General features: G+C 39.3%; 19 protein-coding genes, 3 tRNA genes and 1 pseudogene. 15 read left to right on the top strand and 8 right to left on the bottom strand.

From position 1 onward, the window contains the following. Positions 1–11: 11 nt before the first annotated feature. Both ACSC97_RS03875 and rplQ read left to right on the top strand, forming a co-directional pair. Positions 12–1,019, top strand: coding sequence for a DNA-directed RNA polymerase subunit alpha (locus ACSC97_RS03875; protein WP_004660372.1), 1,008 nt, complete (start codon positions 12–14; stop codon positions 1,017–1,019). Between the two features lie 18 nt (positions 1,020–1,037). Beyond that, positions 1,038–1,403 (top strand): 50S ribosomal protein L17, encoded by a 366-nt coding sequence (gene rplQ / locus ACSC97_RS03870; protein WP_004641032.1) that lies wholly within the window; start codon positions 1,038–1,040, stop codon positions 1,401–1,403. A 114-nt stretch (positions 1,404–1,517) separates the two neighbouring features. On the opposite strand, the pseudogene ACSC97_RS03865 reads toward rplQ, so the two are convergent. Further along, positions 1,518–2,069, bottom strand: a pseudogene (locus ACSC97_RS03865) (hypothetical protein). Positions 2,070–2,441: 372 nt separating this feature from the next. Here ACSC97_RS03865 and ACSC97_RS03860 point away from each other — a divergent pair. Both ACSC97_RS03860 and ACSC97_RS03855 read left to right on the top strand, forming a co-directional pair. Next, on the top strand, positions 2,442–3,932 hold the full coding sequence (locus ACSC97_RS03860; protein WP_099948045.1) for a flavin-containing monooxygenase: 1,491 nt from the start codon (positions 2,442–2,444) through the stop codon (positions 3,930–3,932). Positions 3,933–4,053: 121 nt separating this feature from the next. Then, complete coding sequence (locus ACSC97_RS03855; RefSeq protein WP_436659407.1) at positions 4,054–4,554, top strand: DUF2059 domain-containing protein; 501 nt, start codon at positions 4,054–4,056, stop codon at positions 4,552–4,554. Between the two features lie 47 nt (positions 4,555–4,601). Here the strand turns inward: ACSC97_RS03855 and ACSC97_RS03850 are convergent, their stop codons facing one another. Continuing rightward, on the bottom strand, positions 4,602–5,774 hold the full coding sequence (locus tag ACSC97_RS03850) for an acyl-CoA dehydrogenase family protein (RefSeq protein WP_004909327.1): 1,173 nt from the start codon (positions 5,772–5,774) through the stop codon (positions 4,602–4,604). Between the two features lie 184 nt (positions 5,775–5,958). On the opposite strand from ACSC97_RS03850, the gene ACSC97_RS03845 reads away from it, so the two are divergent. The 7 genes from ACSC97_RS03845 to ACSC97_RS03815 all read left to right on the top strand — a co-directional run bounded on the left by ACSC97_RS03845 (position 5,959) and on the right by ACSC97_RS03815 (position 14,079). Continuing rightward, positions 5,959–6,216: a succinate dehydrogenase assembly factor 2 gene (locus ACSC97_RS03845; RefSeq protein ID WP_039047469.1), complete on the top strand. Its 258-nt coding sequence runs from the start codon at positions 5,959–5,961 to the stop codon at positions 6,214–6,216. Positions 6,217–6,331: 115 nt separating this feature from the next. Next, a complete protein-coding gene (locus ACSC97_RS03840) occupies positions 6,332–6,598 on the top strand; it encodes a hypothetical protein (protein WP_228128080.1) in 267 nt (88 codons plus the stop codon). A 211-nt stretch (positions 6,599–6,809) separates the two neighbouring features. Further along, complete coding sequence (locus ACSC97_RS03835) at positions 6,810–7,016, top strand: hypothetical protein (RefSeq protein WP_171053826.1); 207 nt, start codon at positions 6,810–6,812, stop codon at positions 7,014–7,016. Between the two features lie 360 nt (positions 7,017–7,376). After that, positions 7,377–8,459 (top strand): hypothetical protein, encoded by a 1,083-nt coding sequence (locus ACSC97_RS03830; protein WP_099948048.1) that lies wholly within the window; start codon positions 7,377–7,379, stop codon positions 8,457–8,459. A gap of 88 nt (positions 8,460–8,547) precedes the next feature. After that, a complete protein-coding gene (rrtA, locus tag ACSC97_RS03825; RefSeq protein ID WP_004951830.1) occupies positions 8,548–9,117 on the top strand; it encodes a rhombosortase in 570 nt (189 codons plus the stop codon). Positions 9,118–9,270: 153 nt separating this feature from the next. Further along, positions 9,271–11,481, top strand: coding sequence for a TRAP transporter large permease subunit (locus tag ACSC97_RS03820; protein WP_436659403.1), 2,211 nt, complete (start codon positions 9,271–9,273; stop codon positions 11,479–11,481). 396 nt (positions 11,482–11,877) lie between these two features. Beyond that, on the top strand, positions 11,878–14,079 hold the full coding sequence (locus ACSC97_RS03815) for a TRAP transporter large permease subunit (protein WP_004951836.1): 2,202 nt from the start codon (positions 11,878–11,880) through the stop codon (positions 14,077–14,079). 50 nt (positions 14,080–14,129) lie between these two features. On the opposite strand, the gene ACSC97_RS03810 is transcribed toward ACSC97_RS03815, so the two are convergent. The 4 genes from ACSC97_RS03810 to ACSC97_RS03795 all read right to left on the bottom strand — a co-directional run bounded on the left by ACSC97_RS03810 (position 14,130) and on the right by ACSC97_RS03795 (position 17,945). Then, the gene (locus ACSC97_RS03810; protein ID WP_419377628.1) at positions 14,130–15,008 is read right to left on the bottom strand and encodes a DMT family transporter; all 879 of its coding nucleotides are present in this window, start codon (positions 15,006–15,008) and stop codon (positions 14,130–14,132) included. Between the two features lie 196 nt (positions 15,009–15,204). After that, on the bottom strand, positions 15,205–15,648 hold the full coding sequence (locus tag ACSC97_RS03805) for a hypothetical protein (protein WP_171191666.1): 444 nt from the start codon (positions 15,646–15,648) through the stop codon (positions 15,205–15,207). Positions 15,649–15,660: 12 nt separating this feature from the next. Next, entirely contained in the window at positions 15,661–15,867 is a 207-nt protein-coding gene (locus tag ACSC97_RS03800; RefSeq protein ID WP_004909296.1) for a YheV family putative metal-binding protein, read from the bottom strand. A gap of 38 nt (positions 15,868–15,905) precedes the next feature. After that, a complete protein-coding gene (locus tag ACSC97_RS03795; protein WP_436659400.1) occupies positions 15,906–17,945 on the bottom strand; it encodes a M3 family metallopeptidase in 2,040 nt (679 codons plus the stop codon). 299 nt (positions 17,946–18,244) lie between these two features. On the opposite strand from ACSC97_RS03795, the gene ACSC97_RS03790 reads away from it, so the two are divergent. Next, entirely contained in the window at positions 18,245–18,658 is a 414-nt protein-coding gene (locus ACSC97_RS03790) for a putative four-helix membrane protein (protein ID WP_436659398.1), read from the top strand. 59 nt (positions 18,659–18,717) lie between these two features. On the opposite strand, the gene rnr is transcribed toward ACSC97_RS03790, so the two are convergent. Next, a complete protein-coding gene (gene rnr / locus ACSC97_RS03785) occupies positions 18,718–21,138 on the bottom strand; it encodes a ribonuclease R (RefSeq protein ID WP_436659396.1) in 2,421 nt (806 codons plus the stop codon). Positions 21,139–21,399: 261 nt separating this feature from the next. On the opposite strand from rnr, the gene ACSC97_RS03780 reads away from it, so the two are divergent. The 3 genes from ACSC97_RS03780 to ACSC97_RS03770 all read left to right on the top strand — a co-directional run bounded on the left by ACSC97_RS03780 (position 21,400) and on the right by ACSC97_RS03770 (position 21,699). Next, a tRNA-Ser gene (locus ACSC97_RS03780) sits at positions 21,400–21,489 on the top strand. 11 nt (positions 21,490–21,500) lie between these two features. Further along, positions 21,501–21,577, top strand: a tRNA-Arg gene (locus ACSC97_RS03775). Between the two features lie 45 nt (positions 21,578–21,622). Then, a tRNA-Arg gene (locus ACSC97_RS03770) sits at positions 21,623–21,699 on the top strand. A gap of 123 nt (positions 21,700–21,822) precedes the next feature. Here ACSC97_RS03770 and ACSC97_RS03765 read toward each other — a convergent pair. Then, positions 21,823–24,201 carry a beta strand repeat-containing protein gene (locus ACSC97_RS03765; RefSeq protein WP_436659459.1) on the bottom strand — a complete coding sequence of 793 codons (2,379 nt, stop codon included), beginning with the start codon at positions 24,199–24,201 and terminating at the stop codon, positions 21,823–21,825. Between the last annotated feature and the right edge of the window lie 608 nt (positions 24,202–24,809).

Here is a 24,809-nt window from a genome sequence, read left to right as displayed (position 1 = left end):
GGTAGCAATAAATGACGCGTACTGCAAACGAGTTTCTAACTCCGCAAGCGATCAAGGTCGAAGCGGTGAGCGGGACCTCGGCAAAAGTGATTCTGGAACCTTTAGAGCGTGGCTTTGGTCATACTCTAGGTAATGCTTTACGTCGCATTCTATTGTCTTCTTTACCTGGCGCTGCTGTGGTTGAAGTAGAAATAGAAGGTGTCGAGCACGAGTACAGTACTTTAGAAGGCTTGCAGCAGGACATCGTCGAGCTCTTGCTGAACCTAAAAGGATTGTCTATTAAGCTGTTCGATCAAAACGAAGCATATTTAACATTAGAGAAGCAAGGTGCAGGTGACGTAACAGCAGCTGACCTTCGTTTACCTCATAATGTTGAAGTGGTTAACCCTGATCATTTAATTGGTACTTTGAGTTCTAGCGGTTCATTAAAAATGCGCCTTAAAGTTGCTCAAGGTCGTGGCTACGAAACTTCTGATTCACGCTTCCCAGAAGGCGAAACTCGCCCTGTAGGTCGTTTACAATTAGATGCTTCATATAGCCCGATTAAACGTGTTTCTTATACCGTTGAAAATGCGCGTGTAGAACAACGTACTGATCTTGACAAGCTAGTGATCGATCTTGAAACAAACGGTACTGTTGATCCAGAAGAAGCAATCCGCAAAGCGGCAACAATCTTGCAACAACAAATTGCAATCTTTGTTGATCTTCAGAAAGATCAAACTCCAGTTGCTCAAGAACCTCGCGAAGAAGTTGATCCAATTTTGCTTCGTCCAGTAGATGATCTCGAGCTAACTGTTCGTTCTGCTAACTGTTTGAAGGCAGAAAATATTTACTACATTGGTGATCTTGTTCAACGTACTGAAGTTGAGTTGTTAAAAACTCCTAACTTAGGTAAAAAATCGTTAACTGAGATCAAAGATGTTTTGGCATCGAAAGGTTTACAACTCGGCATGCGTTTAGAGAACTGGCCACCTGCTAGTCTCCGTATGGATGACCGTTTTGCCTATCGTAGCCGTTAATTAAGTAGGACTATCACCATGCGTCATCGTAATAGTGGTGTGAAATTAGGCCGTACAAGCAGCCACCGTAAGGCGTTGTTCCAAAACTTAACAAATGCTTTAGTTGAGCATGAGTTAATTAAAACAACTTTGCCTAAAGCGAAAGAACTTCGCCGCGTTGCTGAGCCTTTAATCACTTTAGCTAAAAACGATACAGTAGCAAACCGTCGTTTAGCGTTTGCTCGTACTCGTTCTGCAGCAACTGTTGGTAAATTATTTACCGTTCTTGGCCCTCGTTACAAAGAGCGTAACGGCGGTTATCTACGTGTTCTTAAAGCGGGCTTCCGTGCAGGTGATGCTGCACCGATGGCTTACGTTGAACTCGTTGACCGTGAAGTAAAATAATACTTCTACGTGTAGAACAGTCAGTTGTTCCAAAAAAGGTCGGTGTAATAACCGACCTTTTTTATTGTTTAAGGTTAAGGACATTGTATTCAAATGTATTGAAAGAGTATTAAGTTAAGCAATTATGTTTAAATTATTCCTTTCAATTGGCGGCAAGTAGATCAAGAAACCTTGAATAATTTGGTCTGAATATTCTTCTGAGTACGCTATTCTGTAGTTTGTTTCTATCTCAACAGGAATAATTTCTCCAGCCAGGCTACTATCTTCCGTATATTCAAGATAGTGTCTATCACCTTCAAAATGAAAGTTATATTGTACTTTGACTGAATCTAACCGATCTCCTATTCCTAACAAACCTAATAATTTTCCTTGATATCCTTCGCCTACATAGATGAATTCTAGTCTATTTGTATTTGCATTGAATGTTAGCGTAATGCTTTTATTCCAATAACAACATATTTCACTAATAGGATGTCCACTTGGCTGTACTAAATTTCGGTGTAAAACTAGCCATTTATTTTGCTCATAAGATAAGTTGTCTGATTCTTCATAATCATGAATGATTTGAAAATCTCAAACTGCTTTAAAGGTGTTGAAATTTAACCCTAATGCAATTCCTGCAGCAGATTGAGCTGGTATAATTTCAGCAAATAAATTCGGAATCAATGGTACACACTCTTCACGGTTTGTTTATAGGATTATTCGCTTTCAAAACAATGTATATGAGCTATTTAAGCTTCCTATTTACATTAAAACTTTATTATAAATTGTCTTTACAATTGATGTGCTTAATTTATTTTATGTTCTATAAATATTAATTAGTTAACTTAGTTTTTTATATTAAAGTAAGGATGTGTTCTTAATTTCGAGTTTCCGAAAATAGCAAATCCAAGCAAAAATCTCAGGATTTTTTTACCCTCTTTTTTTTCAAAATGTCCCGAACTGATATAAAAAAACCGATGAATGACTAAACTTGACATTGTGTATTGTCAAATTTGTGCTTTAATAAAGACATGGTTTATACAGGGTATAAAAAAAATGGAAAAGCAAGTTGATGTATTAATTATTGGTGCAGGTATCTCTGGGATTGGGTTAGCTGTGCATCTTTCTAAGAACTGTCCGCAACGCCAATTTGAAATTTTAGAGCGTCGTGATAGCTTTGGTGGGACTTGGGATTTATTCCGTTATCCTGGTATTCGTTCGGATTCAGACATGTCTACTTTTGGTTTTAACTTTAAACCATGGGCAAAAGAAAAAGTTTTAGCAAGTGGTCCTGAAATTAAAGGTTATTTAGGTGAAGTGATCACTGAAAATAAATTAAAAGAGAAAATTCACTTTGGTCATCGTGTACTTTCTGCAAACTATGATTCTGCTAAGAAAAAGTGGTTGGTTGAAATTGAAGACAACAACAAGAAAAAGCAGACTTGGTCAGCTAATTTTGTGATGGGATGTACTGGTTACTATAATTACGACCAAGGTTATGCACCACAATTCCCAGATCAAGATAAATTTAAAGGACAATTTATCCATCCACAACACTGGCCTGAGAATTTAGATTATAAAGGCAAAAAAGTTGTAATTATCGGTAGTGGTGCAACAGCCATTACACTTGTTCCTTCGATGGTGAAAGGTGGGGCAGGTCATGTAACCATGTTGCAACGTTCACCAACTTATATCGCAACAGTGCCTTCAATTGACTTTATTTATGAAAAGACACGTCGATTTATGTCTGAAGAAACAGCATATAAATTTACTCGTGCTCGTAATATCGGCATGCAGCGTGCAATTTATGCATTAGCACAAAAGCATCCTAAGACTGTTCGTCGTTTGCTGTTGAAAGGAATCGAGTTGCAGTTAAAAGGTAAAGTGGATATGAAACACTTTACTCCAAGCTATAACCCATGGGATCAGCGTTTGTGTGTCGTTCCTGATGGTGATTTATTCAAAGCTTTACGCGAAGGTCAAGCAAGTATTGAAACAGATCAAATTGAAAAATTCACCGCAAATGGTATTCAGTTAAAATCTGGTAAACACTTAGAAGCAGATATTGTGATCTCAGCAACTGGTTTAGAGATCCAAATCTTGGGTGGTGTACAAGGTTCAATCGATGGTAAGCCACTTAATACTTCAAAACACATGTTGTATCAAGGTGTGATGGTGAGTGATGTGCCGAATATGGCAATGATTATTGGTTATATCAATGCTTCTTGGACATTAAAAGTTGATATCGCAGCTGATTATATTTGCCGCTTGATTAATCATATGGATAAGAATGGCTATGATGAAGTGATTGCTCATGCTGACCCAAGTCAATTTGAACAGGATACCATTATGGGTAAATTGTCTTCTGGTTATATCGCACGTGCAGCAGATGTTATGCCAAAACAAGGTAAGCAAGCACCTTGGAAAATTACCAATAACTATCTTGCAGATCGTAAAGATCTAAAAGATGCTAAGTTTAACGATGGCGTATTGCAATTCCATAAACGTGGTGAGCAAGCGGATCGTAAGCCTAAATTAGTTTCATAAATTTTTTGTTTGATAAAAAAACCTATGTTAATACATAGGTTTTTTTATTCCAAAATTTTAATTTCTGTTAAGAATTCGAGTATATTGATTCAAAATTTAAATAACGATCAAGGAAGAAATCATGAGGTTAGGCTTGCTTTTAATAACTTTAATGTTAAGCACAGCGACTTTTGCAGAAGATATTAAAAAGAAAGAGACCGTTGCACAGAAGCTGGTATCCATGGACGGCACTGAGCAAGGTTTACAGAATACTGATAAAATGATTATTGAGCAAATTCGTATGCGACTGCCTAAAGATATTCCTGAGCAGTTTTATGTGGATTTGGGTAAGAATTTGAATAGCGAAAAACGAAAGCAGTTTATTGTTCAACGTTATGTGGAAACTTTTAATCAAAAAGAATTAGAAGCAGCGTTGAAATTCTATGAATCTGCTGAGGGAAAGGCTTGGGCGAAGAAAGCAAGTGATATTGGTGGCGAGATTGCTCATTTCACAACACAAGATGCTCGAGCAGCACTGAATACTACGATGCAACAACATGCTGATCATGCCACTATAAAGAAAATCATGATGCGTATGAATGCGCAAGATGCACAACACTCAGAAAAAACAGAACAGAAGTGATTTAAAAAGGGATAGCATTATGGATAGTGCTATCCCTTTAGATCTTATTATAGGGTGCGAGAAATCAGCTCTTTCATGATTTCATTGGTTCCAGCATAAATACGGTTTGCACGGTTGTCGATGTAGGCACGTGCGATTGGGTATTCAAGCATATAACCGTATCCGCCATGCAATTGTAAGCATTCATCTACAACTTTAGAGAACATGTCTGAAATTTTGTATTTGGCAGCCGCAGCAGCATCGACACCTAGACTTTCTTCTAACTGTAATTCCATGCAACGATCTAAATAGGTACGACAGAAATCAATTTCAGTTCTTAGTTCAGCTAGTTTAAAGCGAGTATTTTGGAAAGTCCCAATTGGTTTTCCAAATGCTTTACGGTCTTTAGTATATTGAACTGTATGTGCAAAAGCTGCCTCAGCACCTGCTTGGCAAATAATCGCAACTAACATACGTTCCCATGCTAATTCTTTCATGAGCATGATAAAGCCCATGCCTTCCATACCTAGTAAATTTTCTTTTGGTACGCGGACGTTGTCAAAGAAGAGTTCGCATGTATCTTGTCCTTTCATTCCAATTTTGTTTAAAGGTTTACCTTTACTAAAACCTGCACGATCTGCTTCGACAATAATTAATGAAAGATTGGCTGAACCTTTGTCGCTGTTACCTGTTTTACAAACTACAATTGCCATATCGCAAAGATAGCCATTGGTAATGAAAATTTTAGAACCATTGATAACGTATTCATCACCATCAAGTACAGCCGTCGTACGAACAGCTTGCAAATCTGAACCTGTACCTGGTTCTGTCATAGCAATAGCCGTAACCGTTTCGCCTGATGCCATTTTTGGCAACCATTTTTGCTTCTGATCTTCATTACCAAAATTATTAATGTAATTAGCAACGATATCTGAATGCAAAGAAAAACCTGTGCTTGAGTCCATCGCATATGCTTGTTCTTCAATCAGAATCATACTGTAGAGTCGATCCACACCTGAGCCACCATATTCTTCAGGCATCGTTGTGCATAACAAACCTAGCGCACCTGCTTTGTTCCATAAATCGCGATCTACATGCTGCTGTTTCTCATACTTTTCGATATTTGGAACAACTTCTTTTTCGTAGAACTTACGAACAGTTTCACGGAATGCCTCATGGTCTGGAGTAAAAAGTTTACGTGGAAGCATGTTTGGAATTGGACGAATTGCACCTGATTGCATTTGTTATTTTTTCCCTAGTTCATTGGATTAAATGATCATCATGAAGATACAAGAAAGCTGAATTATTCAACAATGTGATCAATGCTCATTTTGATTGATGTATTTGGTCACCTTATAAAAATCTATGCGCAGATAAAACTGGATCAGGTACACTATGCTGTCTTTGTTGCAAGTGGAATAAGTAATGTCTGATGAAATGACACTGGAAGAGCGCAAGGTGATTTATCGTGCACGTCGTGGGTTAAAAGAAATTGATGTGTACTTTGACCCTTATGTTAAACAATATTATTTGACTGCAGACCCAACAGAAAAAGCATTATTTGCAGAGTTGGTGGATCAAGAAGATCCTGATTTGTTGGATTGGTTTATGGAAGTGGGTGAGCCACCACGTGCAGAGTTAAAAGCGTTTATTTTAAAATTAAAAAAATATGTACACGGCTAAACGTATTTTTGAGCTGCAATCTAGTCGATTTTCGCTAGGATTGCAGCTGTTTTGTTTTTTGGGTATCAATATCCTACTTTATCAATTATTGTCAGCTTTTTTATGGTTAGTGTGCTTGTTGATTATGGGATGGGCGGGCTGGTCGGCATTAAACAAACCGAAAATAAATCAAATTGAGTATCTCTGTGACGATGATTGGTCGATTCGTTTTGATGGAGTAGAGCTTAATATCGAGCAAGGAAAATTACTCAAAATTGTTGATCATCATTTATATATTGTGCTGCATTTTTCTAATATTGAATCAAAAACATGTGTAATTTGGTGGGATCAATTGTCTTTAAATCAATGGAAAATGCTTAAATTACTCTCAAAACTTGCATAATTGTTAGACAAGTCTACATTTGTATAATTAAATTAATTTAATATAAATCATTTAGATAGTGTTTTTTTACTCAACTTTAAAAACAATTGTTAGATTAAATACTCTAAAAAATAATGAAAATGATGATTGTCAGACAATCTGAGCATCAAGATCGCTACCTTTTCGCTAAAGTACAAACACCAACGTAAAGTGTGGTGGAGGTCCTAAAATGATGGAAATTCCAACATGGTCGTTTCTGGTGATTGCAATCGTTTTTGCAATTGTAATAGGAAGAGCAGGAACTTTACTCAGGGAACTTCTTGAATCACATCAACGTAATGTTGCAGTGACCAAGAGAAAGAGATTGAAGGTGTCATCAATATATCACAATCCCGTGAATGCTGATGTCGAACGTCGATCTAGTATCTATCAAAAGTAGATACAAAAAGTGTAGGAGGTCTCTATGGAGATTTCAATGTGGATGTTTCTAGTAATTGCAGTCGTTATGGCGATTGTTATAGGAAGAGCTGGAACATTACTCAAGGATTATTTGCAACAAAACTAAAATATAAAAGAGTTTCACGTTTTAACCAGTTAATAAGTAGCATGTGCTGAACCGTCGCAATGCTACTTTTTTTTGCCTGAAATTTTTAGATCTTCAATTCTCTGTCAATTCTCTTTTCTGTGACTTGTGTCAAAATGTCCACGTTAAAATTAGAGCAATTACTCTTGAATTCAAGTATTGCATCTGATAAGGTACATCTAAAAGGAAAAACAAATTAATTAGAGGACAGGAAGAATGTCTAAACTCCACAAAATTGGACAGGGTGTGGCGGTTGCTTTGGTTACAACTTCAATGTTATCAGGGTGTTCATATGTCATTAAAACTGGTGCAAATGTCGCGTTAGGATTCAGTGAAAAACATATCGTACCACCAATTTTAGCAATGGAAGATGCTGAAATGGTATGTAATTCAGGAAATGCATTAACTCCTGCAATTATGTCAACCAAAGATATGGGTGCCGACCCGACTCGAATGGCTGTTTTATTGTATACTGCCGCGGGTATTTGTGCCGAAAATCAAGCGCTTGAGGCTGAATTGCGTTATTTGCGTGCTTCTAAAGCGGGTCAAGTGACTGAAGCTCAAGATGCTCGTATTGAGCAAAAACGTTGGGCTGGTATTGCAGCAGAACGTCAATATGCAAGCTACAAGCTTTTCGCAAATCGTTGGGAAACTAAATATAAGTATAAATTAGGCGATTCATGTCCAACTATGCGTAATGATTTAGATCAAACCGTATATTTATTGGGTATGGTGAATGGTCTACAAGCGATGACCAATGATATTAACTCTGGTGGTGCAATCAATGTACCGAAAGATATTGCGGGTATTGTAGAACGTGGTATGGCATGTCTAGATAATGAAAAGTTCTGGGGCGCTCCAATGGCGACTCGTGCTGTGATTTGGACATTATTACCAGGTGCTGGTGATGGTAAACCTGAACCTTATGCAACGATGAAAGAATCGATGCAAATTGGTGAGAAAAAAGGTGTTCGCTTAGCACATGCACTTTATGCTGTTGCTGCACAAGCAAGTGGTGATGATGCAAAACTTAGAGATGCATTCCGTTCATATGCTGCTGCAACAGGGGAAGATAAACCTGCAAACCCTCAATTTAGATTAATTGACAAAATGGCAGGTCTAATGGTTCGTGGAATTGCGGATCGTTACTGGACAGAAAATACTGGCATACGTGCTACCGATGAAGGTCTATCAACATTCTGGGATGATAAACAAGAAAGTTCTTCAGAATTAGATGAGCTATTTGATGGTGGTGGGGATGGTGCATCTGCTCCTGCAGAAGAGACCCCAGCTCAGTAACCTAGATTAAACGACCTTTTACATTATTTAAGTACATTACTGATTAATGTTGAATGTAAAAGGTTCGTTTTAAAAGAGGGGTACGTAAATGAAAGATCAAATATGGATACGGAAAGTCATATTGATCGCAGTATGTATTTCGATCTCTGCAAGTCTGCAAGTTTTTGCTGATCATTTCATCTATTGGAAGCCTAGTGTACTGGTCGAAGTCTGGCGTTTATGGACAGCCCATTGGGTACATGTTGGATGGATGCATTTCTTTTTGAATATGCTTGCATTTGCTTGTTTACCTTTTATTTTTCCACATGCGCGTAATAGACATCTAGTTTGGTTGTTATTACTGTTACCACCATTTATCAGCCTCATTTTTTATTTTTACTTTCCTTATATTGAAGCTTATGCAGGTTTATCAGGCGTATTGCATGGTCTTTATACAGCGGTAAGTTTGGTTTATCTAAAATATCCAAAGGAAAGAACATTCGCAATTTTAGTTTTAGTGCTCATATTTGCCAAACTTGTTTGGGAAAATACCTTTGGTCAAACAGGTACAGCACAATTAATAGGAAGTCCTGTACTAACAGAAGCACATTTGATTGGAGCAATTGGAGGTGTATTTTGTGGACTTGGTTATTTGCTATTAAAAAGGATTAAGAAATAAAAACATTAAGTCACTTTCATACAAACTTATCAACAACTTAGACGGTTTAAATAGGGATTGGTTATCAAGAGGGTGTTATTTCTCTATCAACCATATACATCGCATGATTCAACATCTTTGGATGGGTGTCGAGAACAATAAAGTGGAATAGACATGCAACATGATCAAGAGAAAAAATCTGGATTAGGTCTGCTCAGCCATATATGGACAGAGTGGATTTCGACCTTTGTCATACTTTTCTTGCTTCTAATGACATTGGTTATTGGAACAGGTGAGATGATTCATGGTCAGCTTTTACGTATGGGGGAGCGCCTTTATGGTGATCCTGATACTGGAATGCAATATTCATTTCTACGTGCTGAACCAGAGAAACCAACCTGTGACAGAAATCCAAATATAGATGCACAAGTTCAAGAGCAGATGAAAATCAATGCTGCTGATGAGTTTGCAAGTATGTTTGGTGTAGCTTCTGAGGCAGATGTTCGAGCTTCGCTGATAGCGGCTCAGCAACAATGTGATGAGAAATACCAATTCTATGATAAGGCAATGAAGCATATCGAAGCCAATCCTGGTGTTCGTACTTATCGTAAAATTGAAACTAGTTTCTTTGGTATCTTTAAATTTGGTACAGAGAACCGTGCGTTATTCCTCGTTATTATGGTTGTATTTGCTGCAATAAGTGCAACATTGAAAGCGCATCACATTGGTTTACGTAGTCCTGCTACCAAAACTGATTTCCGTGTTTATGGTATTGCGATGTTGATGGGTAATGCATTACTCACATCATCTGTGATTAGCCAATATAAATCGGTCATGAATTCAGGTGTTCCGATCACACCAGAAATGAACGTGATTTATTGGTTGTGGATGATATTGTTTGGTGTGCTGACACTCATCAGTTTATTCCAACTGATCAAACCACCTACTGCAACTCGTGAAGGTGGTAATGTCGGTTTAGCCTTCCTCAGTATTCCTTTATATGCCTACATGGCGATTATTACAGGGGTTGCATTTACTTTCTTCATGGATTATCCAATGGGGCAAGGTATTTATCTGGGGCAGTTGGTTGAATTCTCGAATATTTTCTTGAATCTAGCATTGTTTATTTGGGCGGGTATGTTGCTCAAGCAAACACGTATTGTTGATTTATTCCTCAATATCTTGCGTCCTTGGAATCTGGCTCCAGAGACTTTAACTTGGTTAATCCTGATTGCAGCGGCATTACCAACAGCCTATACAGGTGCATCAGGTATTTTCGTTATCGCTGCGGGTGCGATTATTTATAAAGAAGTGTGGAATGCGGGTGGACGCCGTCAGTTTGCATTAGCTGCAACAGCATTGTCTGGCTCACTTGGTGTAGTTTTACGTCCATGCTTATTGATCGTAGTAGTCGCTTCACTAAACAAAGAAGTAACGACTGATTTGCTTTATAAATACGGGATGTACACATTCCTATTAACCTCAACCTTATTCTTGGTGATTGCATTATTCTTTGCAGAACAAAAATTCCGTATTGCACCATTTAAAGTTGCATTGCCTAAATCATTACGTGCGTTCGTACCTGTATCACCATATATCGTGATCTTTGTTTTGATTTGGTTATTCTACAAACATGCATTAGCAACTGATCTCAATGAATTTACTGCACCTGTAATGATGCCTGTGATTCTATTGATGATGGTATTGTTTGATAAGTTACGTAAAGAACCTGCACCGTTGGCGCCAGTTGGTCATTGGGACAGTACTTTGAATAGCTACACATTGCCTGCGGATGGTAGTCAACCTGCACCAAAAATTAATCCAGAAGATGACCCACGCAAACCAGAGCGTAACATCTCATTTGCTAAAGCATTGCATGCTTCTTCAAGTGAAACAGTAGGGCATATCGGTGCACTTGTGATTCTGATGGCGCTTTCAGTAAGTGTCGGTGGTTTCCTTGAGCAAATTCATATCATGGAAGCATTCCCACAAGATATTAATAATATTGTTGTCGTGATTACGTTGATTGTATTATTGATGATCTTCGTAGGTATGATTATGGATCCATTTGGTGCTGTGATTCTGATCACGGCTACAGTCGCACCTGTTGCATATCAATATGGTATTGATCCTGTTCATTTCTGGATGATTGCGCTTATTGGTTTTGAGTTGGGTTATGTCACACCTCCAGTTGCGTTAAACCATCTCTTGGCTCGACAATCGATTGGTGATGCAGAAGTGGCTGAAGCAGATGCAGAAGTTCGTCATTTGTCTTTCTACTATCGATATGAACGTTGGATATTGCCTTTATTGGTGATGGTACCTGCAATCTTAATTATTGCTTACGTTCCGTATTTCTTTAAATTGTTTGGTTGGTATAACTAAACTAACAATAAAAAAAGCACCTTCGGGTGCTTTTTTATTTCTCGAAATAGCTCATCAATTTTCTCTAAATAAGAAATTTGAATAAATTTGAGATAGTTAATCGTTTTAAATATTTTTGCCAAAGATTTTGCAAATCCAAGTAAACCAGTATGCTTAGACAGTAGGTTAAATGCTTTTAATATTTTTACGGTTAAAATTATTCTTTGTTTAAATTGATAAAAAAAACTTACAAAAAAGTGATTGCAGTCATTATTTTTTAGAAAACTTTGCTGCAAATTTAGGCGGTTTAAAAAGGGATTGGTTCCGAAGAGGGTAATTCATTTATCTATCAACCAAGGACAACGCATGATTCAACATCTTTGGATGGATGTTGAGAAAAAATAAACTGGAATACACATGCAAAATGATCAAGACAAAAAGTCTGGATTAGCTCGTTTGGGTTATATCTGGAATGATTGGATATCTACATTTATCATTCTTGCTTTGTTGCTAATGACTTTGCTTATTGGTACTGGCGAAATGATTCACGGTCAGATGCTCCGTATGGGTGAGCGTCTTTACGGTGATCAAACTACAGGAATGCAGTACTCGTATTTACGAGCTGAACCTGAAAAACCTTCTTGTGATCGACATCCTGACATCGAAGCACAAGTTCAAGCGCAAATGAAAGCAAATGCTGCGGATGAGTTCGCAAGCATGTTTGGTGCTGCTTCTGAAGCAGATGTTCGTGCTTCTTTAATGGGTGCACAGCAACAGTGTGAAGAGAAATATCAATTTTACGATAAAGCTATGAAGCATTTGGAAGCACATCCAAGCATTCGTACATATCGTCAAGTTGAAACATCTTTCTTCGGTATCTTTAAGGTTGGATCGGAAAACCAGACTGTTCTTTTATTAGTTATGGTCTTATTTACGTCGATTACAGCATCTTTGCGCTACCACCATATTGGTTTACGTGCGCCAAAAAGCAAAATTGATTATCGTGTTTACTCAACTTTGATGATCTTGGGTAATGGATTATTAAGTGCTTCTGTTTGGAGCCAATATCAGTCCTTACTCAATTCTGGTGTTGAAGTTACAGCTAAAACGATGGCGATTTCATGGTTATGGATTATTTTATTCGTAGTCATGACCATTATCAGTGTATTCCAATTATTCTTGGTCCCTAAAAATGCTCAAGAAAAAGGAAATGTTGGTTTAGCATTCTTAAGCGTACCTTTGTATGCCTATATGTCACTTGTGACAGGTATTGTTTTTACCTTCTTCATGGATTATCCAATGGGGCAAGGTATTTACCTCGGTATTTTGGTTGAATTCTCAGGGATTTTCTTAAACCTAGCATTGTTCATTTGGGCAGGTATGTTACTAACCCAAACGCGTGTCATGGATTTGTTCCTGAATATTTTACGTCCATGGAACTTGGCTCCAGAAACTTTAACTTGGTTAATCTTGATTGCAGCAGCGATTCCAACAGCATATACAGGTGCTTCTGGTATTTTCGTTATTGCAGCTGGTGCGATCATCTATAAAGAGGTTTGGAACTCTGGTGCACGTCGTCAATATGCCTTAGCGGTATCTGCAATGTCAGGTTCACTAGGTGTAGTGATCCGTCCTTGTTTACTTGTGATTTTGATTTCGATGCTTGATAGTCGTCATGTGACTTCAACAGAGTTATTTGATCACGGTATTTATGTCTTCTGGTTAACCGCATTTATTTTCTTAGGCGTTTCATTGATTCTTGCTGAAGAAAAATTCCGTGTGAATTCACCGAAAGTTGCTGTACCTGGTATGTTACGCGCGTGTATTCCTGTGATTCCTTATGTGATCATTGGTTTCGCCGTGGTGATGTTCTATAAGCTTGCTTTAGATACATCAATCAATGAATTTACAGCACCAATGATTCTTCCATTGGTATTAATCGCGATGATTTTGTTCGACAAATTATTTGCGGCTAAACATCCAGTACCAGTAACAGATCCTAAACATGAAGCTTTAGTTCGTGAGCATGAGAAAAAGTCTGAGTTCTTAAAGTCTCATGATCCACATGGCAGTAAAGGCTTTGGTTTTGGTGGTGCTTTACGTTTTGCAACATCAGAAACTGTAGGACATATTGGTGCATTAATCTTGTTGATGGCTCTGTCTGCAAGTGTTGGTGGTCTAATCGAACGTGCAGAAGTAGTTGAGTTATTGCCTACACACTTGGGTAATATCTATATTTCACTGGCATTTATTGCGCTTTTACTAGCAATTATTGGTATGACAACCGATCCATTCGGTGCGGTAATTCTTGTTGCTGCAACCATTGCTCCAGTGGCTTACGAGAATGGTATCCATCCAATTCACTTCTGGATGATCGTATTGGTTGCATTTGAGTTTGGTTATGTGACACCGCCTGTTGCGCTGAACCATTTGTTGACGCGACTCTCCGTCGGTGATGAAGAGGTTACGGCAGCTGATAAGGAAGCGAAAGAGAAATATACAAGTTTCTACTTCCGATATGAGCGTTGGTTATTACCTATTATCGTATTGTTCTCATCTTTAGTGTTGGTAACTTACGCACCATACATTTTCCAAATGTTTGGTTGGTATAAACACTAACTCTTATCTCCTAAAAAAGCACCTTCGGGTGCTTTTTTATTTGTGCTTTATTAGAGACTTTTTCTTTGCCTTTGACTCAAAGGACTACATAAAATAATTGCCAGTAATATTAATCCAAAACCGAATAAACTATAAAAATCAGGTGTTTCTTGCCATAGAAAGAAGCCCCAAACACCCGCAAAAATGATCGCCATATAGTTGACTGGTGCTATCTGTCCAGCTGGAGCAAGGCGATAAGCATGAGACATAAAAATTTGGCTTACATTCGCAAGTATTCCTGCTGCAATAAGAAAAAAAAGTTCTTTCAAAGCATATGGTCGCCAAACCCAAAACATCGGTATGGCTGAAAGTAAGGAGCCGATCAAGCAAAAATAAAACACGATACGTTCTGGAGGTTCAGTTTTGGTTAGTGCTCTTACGGTTACAAACGCCATTGATGCAAGTAGGCTAGATGCTATCCCTATCGCTGACACCCAATTCCACAATCCTTGATCAGGTTTTGCAACACAAAATACGCCTAAGAATCCTAATGCAGCTGCTATTAACATTGCTTTAGTAATACGTTCTTTTAAAAATAGCCAAGCAATCAGTGGAATAAAAATAGGTGAGGAATACGTAAATACCATGGCATTGGACAATTTCAAATGTGCAATCGCATAGAAAAAACCATACATTGCCGCAAGCCCAACCAGACTTCGCCAAGTATGCATCCACAATTTTTCTGTTTTAACAAAGCTTGTACCTTGTTTCATAATAAATGGTAGAAAAAGCATCAACCCAACGAAATTACGGAAAAAAACAATCGTGTAATTATCTACAGTTTGAGATGCGTATCTGATGCAGATTCCCATGATGGAGAAAAGAAAAGCCGAGATGGTCAGGCAGCTAATCGCTAAGAAGAGCTTACGATTAGGTTGATTCAGCGTCATAATCATTGTGAGTGCAAGGATGCAGCTTGTATTCTAAGCCTCTGCTGCCTTTAAAGAAATGTACGATTATTATTTTCGATTGAATTATATAAAGTAGAGAGGTTAAGACCTCACATTAAGGGATGAACTAAATCAAGCATGGCCAACAAATCATCGAAGACATTAAGGCTATAACCCATGTTAAAGCCTTATTTATTTATGATTTATTTTGTGCTGCAAGTTGAGCTTCAAGAAGCTTAATTTGATCTTCTTTCAGTTTTACTAAAGTATCAACATCAGTGTGTTGTTGCTTTAGCTCATTTTGCTGATCTTTAAGTTGTTGATGAATATCATCCAGTTTAGCAATTTCTTCTTTGGCTAAAGTGTCATTTGCAGGAATTGGATCTTTGATAATTGACTCTTCAACTAGTTGGATAGGTGCAGTAACTTCGCTTGCAGCTTGTACAGTTTCAGTCGTTTCGACTGGACGTGCTGACGGTGCAGCTTTACTAATCGTTGGCACCGTTGGTGTAACAGTTGCTTCATGATTTTTTTGAGATAGAAACCACTGTACTGCAAAAATCAGTACCACGACGATACTGATTCCACCGATGATCATCCATAATAATTTAGAGTTTTCATTTTGATACGAGGACATCATTTTTTAACCTTTCTAGTCAAAATGACGAGGCTTGAATTGTATCACCCCAATTTCATCTGGCTCAGCGGGTTCAGCTGGTTCTACGTGAGTAGGACGCTGTTCACTATAAGCACATTCGATACATTCAATCCATTCGTCATCCACAGTGATGATCTTAACCACACGATCTAAGGCTCCACATTTTGGGCATTTAGCACCCGCGATGAACTGTCTTTTCATGTCAGTTAATTACATCCTGTGAACAATAATGACGTAGTTTAAGCGGTTTTATGCGTATTCGTCCAACCTTGATGACGTAATAATGCATCTATTTTTGGTTCTCTTTTTCGGAAATTGCGAAACGCATCAAGTGCTGTATCTTTTCCGCCAACTGCTAGAATAAACTTTCTAAATTCTTTTCCAGTCTCGGTGTTAAAAATACCTTCATTTTCGAAACGATCAAAGGCGTCGCTCGCCAAAACTTCCGCCCATTTATAAGAATAATAACCTGCTGCATAACCGCCAGCGAAAATATGACTAAAGCTGTGTTGGAAACGGTTATAAGGAACAGTAGGAACAACCGCAAATTTAGCACGAATGTCATCTAATGTAGTTTGGATTTGCTCGCTGTTTAAAGCGGGTGTTTGACGGTGAATGTTTAAGTCAAACAGAGCGAATTCAATCTGACGCAGAGTTTGCATACCTGACTGGAAGAAACGTGCATTCAACAAAGCAGATAGCAATTCTTGCGGTAAAGTTTGCTTAGTTTCAGTATGTTCGCTGAGTACATCTAAACTTTCATTATCCCAAGCCCAAAATTCCATGAACTGGCTTGGTAATTCAACGGCATCCCATGCTACACCATGCGTACCTGCAACTGAGATATTATCCACTTCGGTCAGCATGTGATGTAAGCCATGACCAAATTCATGAAATAGTGTAATCACTTCATCATGAGTCAGTAGCGCAGGCTGATCGCCAATCGGTGGGGTAAAGTTACACACCATATAACAAATTGGTTTTTGTAGACCATTCGCATTTTGTACACGAGAACGGAAACCACTCATCCATGCGCCACCACGTTTGCCATTACGCGCATAAAGGTCGAAGTAGAAACCACCAACGACTTGACCTTGATCTTCAATTTCAAAATAACGAACATCATTCTGCCATACAGGAGCATGGCGCTCGATGATTTGAATACCATAAAGACGTTGAACGATTTGGAATAAACCATCCACAACTTTGGGTGCTGGGAAATACGGTTTAAGCGCTTCTTGAGACAAATTGAACTGTTGTTGTTTCAATTTTTCAGAATAGTAGGTTGCATCCCATGGTTTTAATTCTTCAACACAATCTTGTTGTGCAATTGCTTTCAGTTCAGCGATTTCAGCAAGGGCTGGTGTGCGGGCATGTTCGGCCAAGTCGACCAAAAACTTATCGACGGTATCAACATCAGGTGCCATTTTGCTAGCCAATGAATATTCAGCAAAATTATTGAAGCCAAGCAGTTGAGCCATTTCTTGACGCAAGCTCAGAATTTCTTCCATCACAGGGGTATTATCGAATTCAGTTTTTTCTGATTGTTCTGAGGCACGAGTCACGTAGGCTTTGTAGAGTTCCTCTCTAAGTTCTCGATCATCGGCATAGGTCATAATCGCAAAATAAGCAGGGAAGTCGAGTGTGGCAACGGCTTGCTCAAGCTCACGTTGTTGGCCGTATTGCTTTAATAATTCAACACTACTTTGTGGTAGGCCTTTGAGCTGTTCCTCGGTTAATGGTTTGAAGTAGGCTTGTGTTGCATCGAGTACATGGTTAGAAAAATCTGAAGATAATTGTGATAAACGTGCTGAGATTTCGGCATAACGTTTTTTGGCTTCGCCTTCAAGAGCAACGCCTGATAGTTTGAAATCACGTAAAGCGAGTTTAATTGCACTTTGTTGTGCTTCGCTCAGCGTTTGAAATACTGCACTATCATGAATATGTTGATAAGTTTGATACAACGCCGTGTGCTGTCCAAGCTGAGTGTAGTATTCGCTTAAACTTGGTAAAAGTGCCTGATACACCTCACGGGTTTCGGCATTGTTCATGACCGCATTGAGGTGTGACAAAATTCCCCATGATTCACTCATATTATTTTCAAGCTGATCGACTTCCGCCAAGGTTGCCAGTTGGTCTTCAGGAGCTTGTGGAACTTCTTTGAGTTGATTTAAGAAGTTTTGACCATTTTGAATAGTCTGTTCAATCTGTTGTTTTAATTCTGCAAGTTGAATTTGATCAAACTGGGGAGTGGGGAGTGTCGCTTGCTGTAGTGTCATTGTATTTTTGCCATATTCATCTTTAAACATAGTTATAGATGTAGGGCTTAGCGGGGGAGAAATCAAGTGTAACTATGCTTCATCTCTTATATCTAGATTCATTTTTTATTTATAAACGCCTGTATGTGGTTTAGGATTGTGGTTTAAAATATTGATAAGCAATTATAATTTAAAAGAAATTTTATCTGCGGTGTAAATGTCTTGATGAAAGCCGATTTCTTGCTAAACTCATGATCAAAGAAAATCTAACGAAGAATTTTTTGTAGCGCGATGCGTAACTAGATAGGTTAAACCTAATCATGAGATTAAAAAATATCAGTGTTTTGTTCTTAACTTTGTGTGTTTCTGCTCACTCCAGCGCTACGATAAACAATGCGGTATATGTGGGCTATAGGGGGATTGGAAGTCCATCTGCCAATAGTCCAGCTTCGACGTTGTTCTTTCTTGTGTGTGGTGCTGGGGCACTCTATGTCTACTATAAGTTATTCCTAAGCTGGTTTAAACGTAAGAAAAGTGGTGAAAAACCACAACGTTTATATGGCTTGGGAGATTGGGCAATCATGCTGGCGGTATTTGGGCTGTTAGCATTGTTTGCATCTGGACTCACTTTTGAAATACTGAGTACTTTTGGTGGGAAAGAATTGGTAGGGCAGATTTGGTATCTTGTCTTATTTGGCTTTTGGGGAGTACTCGTGTTTTTTGATAGAACTTAATTTAAGAAAAGCTGAAACTCTAAAACAGAAAGAGAGCCGAAGCTCTCTTATTTTATGAGTTATTCACTCTTTGCTTTTGCATTCGACTTTTTCTTTTTTATTTTTTTCTTTGCCTTTTCTTTATTTTCGGGCTTAGTCGAAGCTTTTTTAGCAGGTTTTTTAGTATAAGAACTTGGTTTGTTCTTATCCTTTTTCTTACGCACAGGCTTTTCACCATCTTCACTTACTTTGGATGCCGTTGGTGCCTTGCCAAAAACTTCTTCTGTAGTGGCTGCTCGAGTTGATGTTGTACGCGGTGCTTTTTGACGAATCACACGACCTAAATGAGTGAGTTGTTGTACCAATTGGAAGTCGATTTTACGTTCTTCCAAATTCACACCAGCCACTTGAATTTTTACTTCGTCACCGAGGCTAAATGACTGTCCACGATTCTGACCAATTAGACTTTGGCTAGCTTGATCATAGAGGAAATAATCTTCACCCAACTGGCTGACATGAATCATGCCATCTACATAGAGGTCTTTTAAGGTAACAAATAAACCAAATTCTGTTACTGCACTTATGATACCGACAAATTCATCACCTAAATGCTGTTGCATATAGTGGCATTTTAACCAGGTCGTGACACTGCGTGATGCTTCATCAGCACGACGTTCAGTTTGTGAGAAATGCTCACCCGCATCATCTAGTGCTGCACCTGAAAGAGGATAAGCCTTCTTATCTAAATAGGCTTTAATCGCACGATGCAATAATAAGTCAGGGTAACGACGAATTGGTGAAGTAAAGTGCGTATAGGCTTCGTATGCTAAACCGTAATGCCCAGAATTCTTGGCACCGTAATACGCTTGCATCATTGAGCGTAGTAACACGGCATGAATGCTTGGCGCATCTAGACGATCTTTGGTCGCTTCAATAACACGTTGATAATCAGCCTGAGTAGGTTGTTCTGGGAATGGTAAACCAAGTAATTTTACGAAATCACGAACTTTCTGGATACGTGAAAATTCAGGAGCCTCATGTACACGGTAGAGCATTGGGATGTCATGTTCTAAAGCATATTCCGCAGCAGCGACATTGGCTAATAACATACATTCTTCAATGAGCTTATGCGCATCATTACGTGAGCGAGGCAGGATTTCTTTGATTCCACCTAATTCATCAAAAGTCATGTAGGTTTCGATGGTTTCAAATTCCATCGCATGACGCTTAGCACGTAACTCTTTGAGGGTCTGATAAAGCTGGAAAAGAGTATTTAGTGATTTATGAATAGTTTTATCTTCAGGGATAGCATCGGTTACTCCCTCAAAATATCGACCAACTTGTGTGTAAGTCAGACGCGCCTTAGAATGCATTACCGCAGGATAGAATTCATAACCTGTCACTTTTCCAGCACGAGATAGCTTTAAGTCACAGACCATACATAGACGATCTACATGTGGATTTAAAGAACACAAACCATTTGATAATGCTTCAGGAAGCATCGGCAAGACAAAGTGAGGGAAATAAACTGAGGTGCCGCGTTCTTCTGCTTCTTCATTTAAAGGTGAATCTAAACGAACGTAATGGCTTACGTCAGCAATCGCAACAACCACACGATAACCACCACCTGAACGTTTTTCAGCATAGACAGCATCATCAAAGTCTCGTGCATCTTCACCATCAATAGTAACTAACGGTAAGTCACGTAAATCAACACGACCTTTAATATCTTGTTCTGAAGGTTCTTTAAAGCTTTCAGCTTCTTTGATTACAGCTTCAGAAAACTCATAAGGCAAGCCAAATTCTAAAATAGTCTGCGGAATGATAATCTCTGTATCCGCTTTATCTGCCATGGATTGAACGACATGACCTGTTGCCAATTCTTCACGGGTCGGGTAGTCATCAATCGCAACACGTAGCATATCGCCAACTTTGGCATTGGCATGCTCAATTAATTCTTTTTCTAAAGTAATCGGTTGGTGCTGATTCGGATTACTCGGTTGAATAAAGTATTCACCTTCATGCTCAGCGACTTTACCAATAATCTGTTTGACACGACGTTGTACAACTTCAGTAATAAAACCCCAAGGTTTACCTTTGCGATCAACTGAAGTCTGACGTACTTTAACGCGATCGCCGTTAAAAACGAGTCTTAATTCACGTTCAGGTAATAGCACATCATCGTGTCCAGCAATATTCGCTGTACCTAAACCTTTACTATTAATATAAACCGTTGCTTCGTGTGTTGGTAAATCTGTTGCAGGTTGATATTTAAAACCATCCTTCATGAGCTGACCATCACGTACCATTGCGCTTAAGCGATGATTTAACGCATCAATACTTTTTTGATCTGGTAGGTTGAAATGATCAACAAGTTCCGCATGAGATTTTGCAGTTTGTAATTGTTCTAATGTAGTTAAAATAAGAGTTCGGCTAGGAATAGGATTATCGTAACGTTCAGCTTCTGCTTTTGCTTCGGGATCAACCCAATTATTAGTCATATCGTTCCATTTCACATCTGGCAGATCACTTTAGCATAAGTCATCCAAACTTGGACTGCACGTCAAAGATTGCAAGATTCTGTTTATGTAAATGATCTAAATAAATAAAGAGAAGACTATCTTAACAAGCGTTGGACGAAAAAATGCTGAAAAAATACAGAAATTGTTTAAAAAATATTTGATTGATTTAAAAAAGATGAAAAAAACAGGATCATCCCTTGTGTAATGTGGTTTTAGTTTGTATTATTGCGCTCGTGTTACGGTGAGATGGGTGAGTGGCTGAAACCACATCCCTGCTAAGGATGCATACGGGTAACTGTATCGAGGGTTCGAATCCCTCTCTCACCGCCACTTTACTTAAGGCGCTCATAGCTCAGCTGGATAGAGCACTTGGCTACGAACTAAGGGGTCGGGAGTTCGAATCTCTCTGAGCGCACCAAGTAAAGATTAAAGTAACACATGCCGAAATAGGCACATAAGTAATGCGCTCATAGCTCAGCTGGATAGAGCACTTGGCTACGAACTAAGGGGTCGGGAGTTCGAATCTCTCTGAGCGCACCAACTTAAACAATTAACCGCTTAATCGCGGTTTTTTTGTGCCCAAATTTTGAAGATATTTATTTTACAGTATATTTAAATAACAAAAGCCGCTAATTATAGCGGCTTTTGTTTCAATTTAAGCTTTTAGAATAAGCTTAATGAATGGAAGAGATTGTCTGATAGATTAGTTAACGATGTTTGTGGAGTCACAGTTTCAGTTAATGGTGCAGTTGAAGTACTTGTATCCGTAACTGAAGTAAGTATAGATGTCGAACCTGTGATTGCAGTCAAGATACTATCAACACCGCCATCACAACCACAATCATCACCACTTTCAACACTTAAGCTAATCAAGCTACTAATACTTTCAAACGTACTATCGCTAAATATCGCAGTAGAACTTTCTTGAACACTATCAATTACAGAGTTACCACTACTGATAATCGTTTGTGTTGGTTCTGATACTCCGAGAATAATACTTTCACTATTAAGATCAAAACCAATATCACTACAGAATCCGTCAATCGCACCTGTGATTGGATCTAGAGAATCACCGTTCAGGCTTTCACTGATTGTTTCTGTAAGATTTGTGATCTCACCTAATGCTCCACCATTCAAATCACCTGTGATGCTACCAAGTAAATCTGTAATCGTGCTCAATGATTCATCAGTGTTTGTGAATTCACTTACAGTTTCTGTGATCATTTCGAGAGGAGAACCATCAGTACCGCCCGTGATGGTATCAATCACGCCAGTTACAGGGTTATCACCTAAGTCACCACCTGTGAAACCTTCGATTGCATCAGTGACCATTTCAAGAGGAGAGCCGTCAGTACCGCCAGTGATGGTATCAATCACGCCATTTACAGGGTTATCACCTAAGTCACCACCTGTGAATCCTTCGATTGCATCAGTCACCATTTCAAGAGGCGAACCGTCAGTACCGCCAGTGATGGTATCAATCACGCCAGTTACAGGGTTATCACCAAGATCACCACCGGTGAAACCTTCGATCGCATCAGTCACCATTTCAAGAGGCGAACCATCAGTACCGCCCGTGATGGTATCAATCACGCCAGTCACAGGGTTATCACCTAAATCACCACCTGTGAAACCATCGATTGCATCAGTGATCATTTCAAGCGGAGTACCATCAGCCAGATCACCTAAATTGCCAAGATCTTCACCGATATGTTGAACAATCTCAGTCGCAGTCGAACCATTGGTAATTAAGGTATCAATCACACCTGTAGCAGAATCCATCGCACCATCAAAATCAGCGCCAGCGAGATCAGAGATCGTTTCTAAAGAACCATTCACAGTATCGCGAGAAGTTTCAAAAGTAAGCGTACCTAGATCAGCTAAATCACCAACAGGATGTTCAGACTCAGGGAATGCACCAATGATCGTGCCAGCAACAGTATCAATACCTGTATTGATGATCTCAGTTTTTAAGCTTTCAACGCCCTGAACCACATCAATACCTTGTTGAACAATACCCGTTACAGGGTTATCACCTAAGTCACCACTTGTGAATCCTTCGATTGCATCAGTGACCATTTCAAGAGGCGAACCATCAGTACCGCCCGTGATGGTATCAATCACGCCAGTTACAGGGTTATCACCTAAGTCACCACCCGTGAAACCTTCGATTGCATCGGTCACCATTTCAAGAGGCGAACCATCAGTACCACCCGTGATGGTATCAATCACGCCAGTCACAGGGTTATCACCTAAATCACCACCTGTGAAGCCATCGATTACATCAGTGACCATTTCAAGAGGAGAACCGTCAGTACCGCCCGTGATGGTATCAATCACACCAGTTACAGGGTTATCACCTAAGTCTCCACCAGTGAATCCTTCGATCGCATCAGTGACCATTTCAAGTGGAGAACCATCAGCCAGATCACCTAAATTGCCAATCTCTTCACCGATATGTTGAACAATCTCAGTCGCAGTCGAACTGTTGGTAATTAAGGTATCGATTACACCTGTAGCAGAATCCATCGCACCATCAAAATCAGCGCCAGCGAGATCAGAGATCGTTTCTAAAGAACCATTCACAGTATCGCGAGAAGTTTCAAAAGTAAGCGTACCTAGATCAGCTAAATCACCAACAGGATGTTCAGACTCAGGGAATGCACCAATGATCGTGCCAGCAACAGTATCAATACCTGTATTGATGATTTCAGTTTTTAAGCTTTCAACGCCCTGAACCACATCAATACCTTGTTGAACAATACCTGTTACAGGGTTATCACCAAGATCACCACCGGTGAAACCTTCGATTGCATCAGTTACCATTTCAAGAGGCGAACCGTCAGTACCGCCCGTGATGGTATCAATCACACCAGTTACAGGGTTATCACCTAAGTCACCACCTGTGAATCCTTCGATTGCATCAGTGACCATTTCAAGAGGCGAACCATCAGTACCGCCCGTGATGGTATCAATCACGCCAGTTACAGGGTTATCACCTAAGTCACCACCCGTGAAACCTTCGATTGCATCGGTCACCATTTCAAGAGGAGAACCGTCAGTACCACCAGTGATGGTATCAATCACGCCAGTTACAGGGTTGTCACCTAAGTCACCACCAGTGAATCCTTCGATTGCATCAGTCACCATTTCAAGAGGTGAACCATCGGTACCACCAGTGATGGTATCAATCACGCCAGTCACAGGGTTATCACCTAAATCACCACCAGTGAAACCTTCGATTGCATCAGTCACCATTTCAAGAGGAGAACCGTCAGTACCGCCCGTGATGGTATCAATCACGCCAGTTACAGGGTTATCACCCAAATCACCACCTGTGAAACCTTCGATTGCATCAGTGACCATTTCAAGAGGAGAACCGTCAGTACCGCCAGTAATGGTATCAATCACGCCAGTAACAGGGTTGTCACCAAGATCACCACCTGTGAAACCTTCGATTGCATCAGTCACCATTTCAAGAGGTGAGCCATCAGCAAGATCACCTAAATTGCCAAGATCTTCACCGATATGTTGAACAATCTCAGTCGCAGTCGAACCATTGGTAATTAAGGTATCGATCACACCTGTAGCAGAATCCATCGCACCATCAAAATCAGCGCCAGCGAGATCAGAGATCGTTTCTAAAGAAC

Source organism: Acinetobacter sp. P1(2025), assembly GCF_051390655.1.
GTDB lineage: Bacteria > Pseudomonadota > Gammaproteobacteria > Pseudomonadales > Moraxellaceae > Acinetobacter > Acinetobacter junii.
Note: the sequence above shows the minus strand (reverse complement) of the source record. Positions and strands in the feature narration are given on the sequence as shown.

Bases quoted from the DNA above. Each gene is read 5' to 3' on its own strand.
- ACSC97_RS03810 (WP_419377628.1), bottom strand. From the start codon at position 15,008: ATGACGCTGAATCAACCTAATCGTAAGCTCTTCTTAGCGATTAGCTGC.
- ACSC97_RS03765 (WP_436659459.1), bottom strand. From the start codon at position 24,201: ATGGTGACCGATGCAATCGAAGGTTTCACGGGTGGTGACTTAGGTGAT.
- ACSC97_RS03800 (WP_004909296.1), bottom strand. From the start codon at position 15,867: ATGAAAAGACAGTTCATCGCGGGTGCTAAATGCCCAAAATGTGGAGCC.
- ACSC97_RS03795 (WP_436659400.1), bottom strand. From the start codon at position 17,945: ATGACACTACAGCAAGCGACACTCCCCACTCCCCAGTTTGATCAAATT.
- ACSC97_RS03845 (WP_039047469.1), top strand. From the start codon at position 5,959: ATGTCTGATGAAATGACACTGGAAGAGCGCAAGGTGATTTATCGTGCA.
- ACSC97_RS03790 (WP_436659398.1), top strand. From the start codon at position 18,245: ATGAGATTAAAAAATATCAGTGTTTTGTTCTTAACTTTGTGTGTTTCT.
- rrtA (WP_004951830.1), top strand. From the start codon at position 8,548: ATGAAAGATCAAATATGGATACGGAAAGTCATATTGATCGCAGTATGT.
- ACSC97_RS03855 (WP_436659407.1), top strand. From the start codon at position 4,054: ATGAGGTTAGGCTTGCTTTTAATAACTTTAATGTTAAGCACAGCGACT.
- ACSC97_RS03820 (WP_436659403.1), top strand. From the start codon at position 9,271: ATGCAACATGATCAAGAGAAAAAATCTGGATTAGGTCTGCTCAGCCAT.
- rplQ (WP_004641032.1), top strand. From the start codon at position 1,038: ATGCGTCATCGTAATAGTGGTGTGAAATTAGGCCGTACAAGCAGCCAC.
- ACSC97_RS03830 (WP_099948048.1), top strand. From the start codon at position 7,377: ATGTCTAAACTCCACAAAATTGGACAGGGTGTGGCGGTTGCTTTGGTT.
- rnr (WP_436659396.1), bottom strand. From the start codon at position 21,138: ATGACTAATAATTGGGTTGATCCCGAAGCAAAAGCAGAAGCTGAACGT.
- ACSC97_RS03860 (WP_099948045.1), top strand. From the start codon at position 2,442: ATGGAAAAGCAAGTTGATGTATTAATTATTGGTGCAGGTATCTCTGGG.
- ACSC97_RS03875 (WP_004660372.1), top strand. From the start codon at position 12: ATGACGCGTACTGCAAACGAGTTTCTAACTCCGCAAGCGATCAAGGTC.
- ACSC97_RS03805 (WP_171191666.1), bottom strand. From the start codon at position 15,648: ATGATGTCCTCGTATCAAAATGAAAACTCTAAATTATTATGGATGATC.
- ACSC97_RS03835 (WP_171053826.1), top strand. From the start codon at position 6,810: ATGGAAATTCCAACATGGTCGTTTCTGGTGATTGCAATCGTTTTTGCA.
- ACSC97_RS03850 (WP_004909327.1), bottom strand. From the start codon at position 5,774: ATGCAATCAGGTGCAATTCGTCCAATTCCAAACATGCTTCCACGTAAA.
- ACSC97_RS03815 (WP_004951836.1), top strand. From the start codon at position 11,878: ATGCAAAATGATCAAGACAAAAAGTCTGGATTAGCTCGTTTGGGTTAT.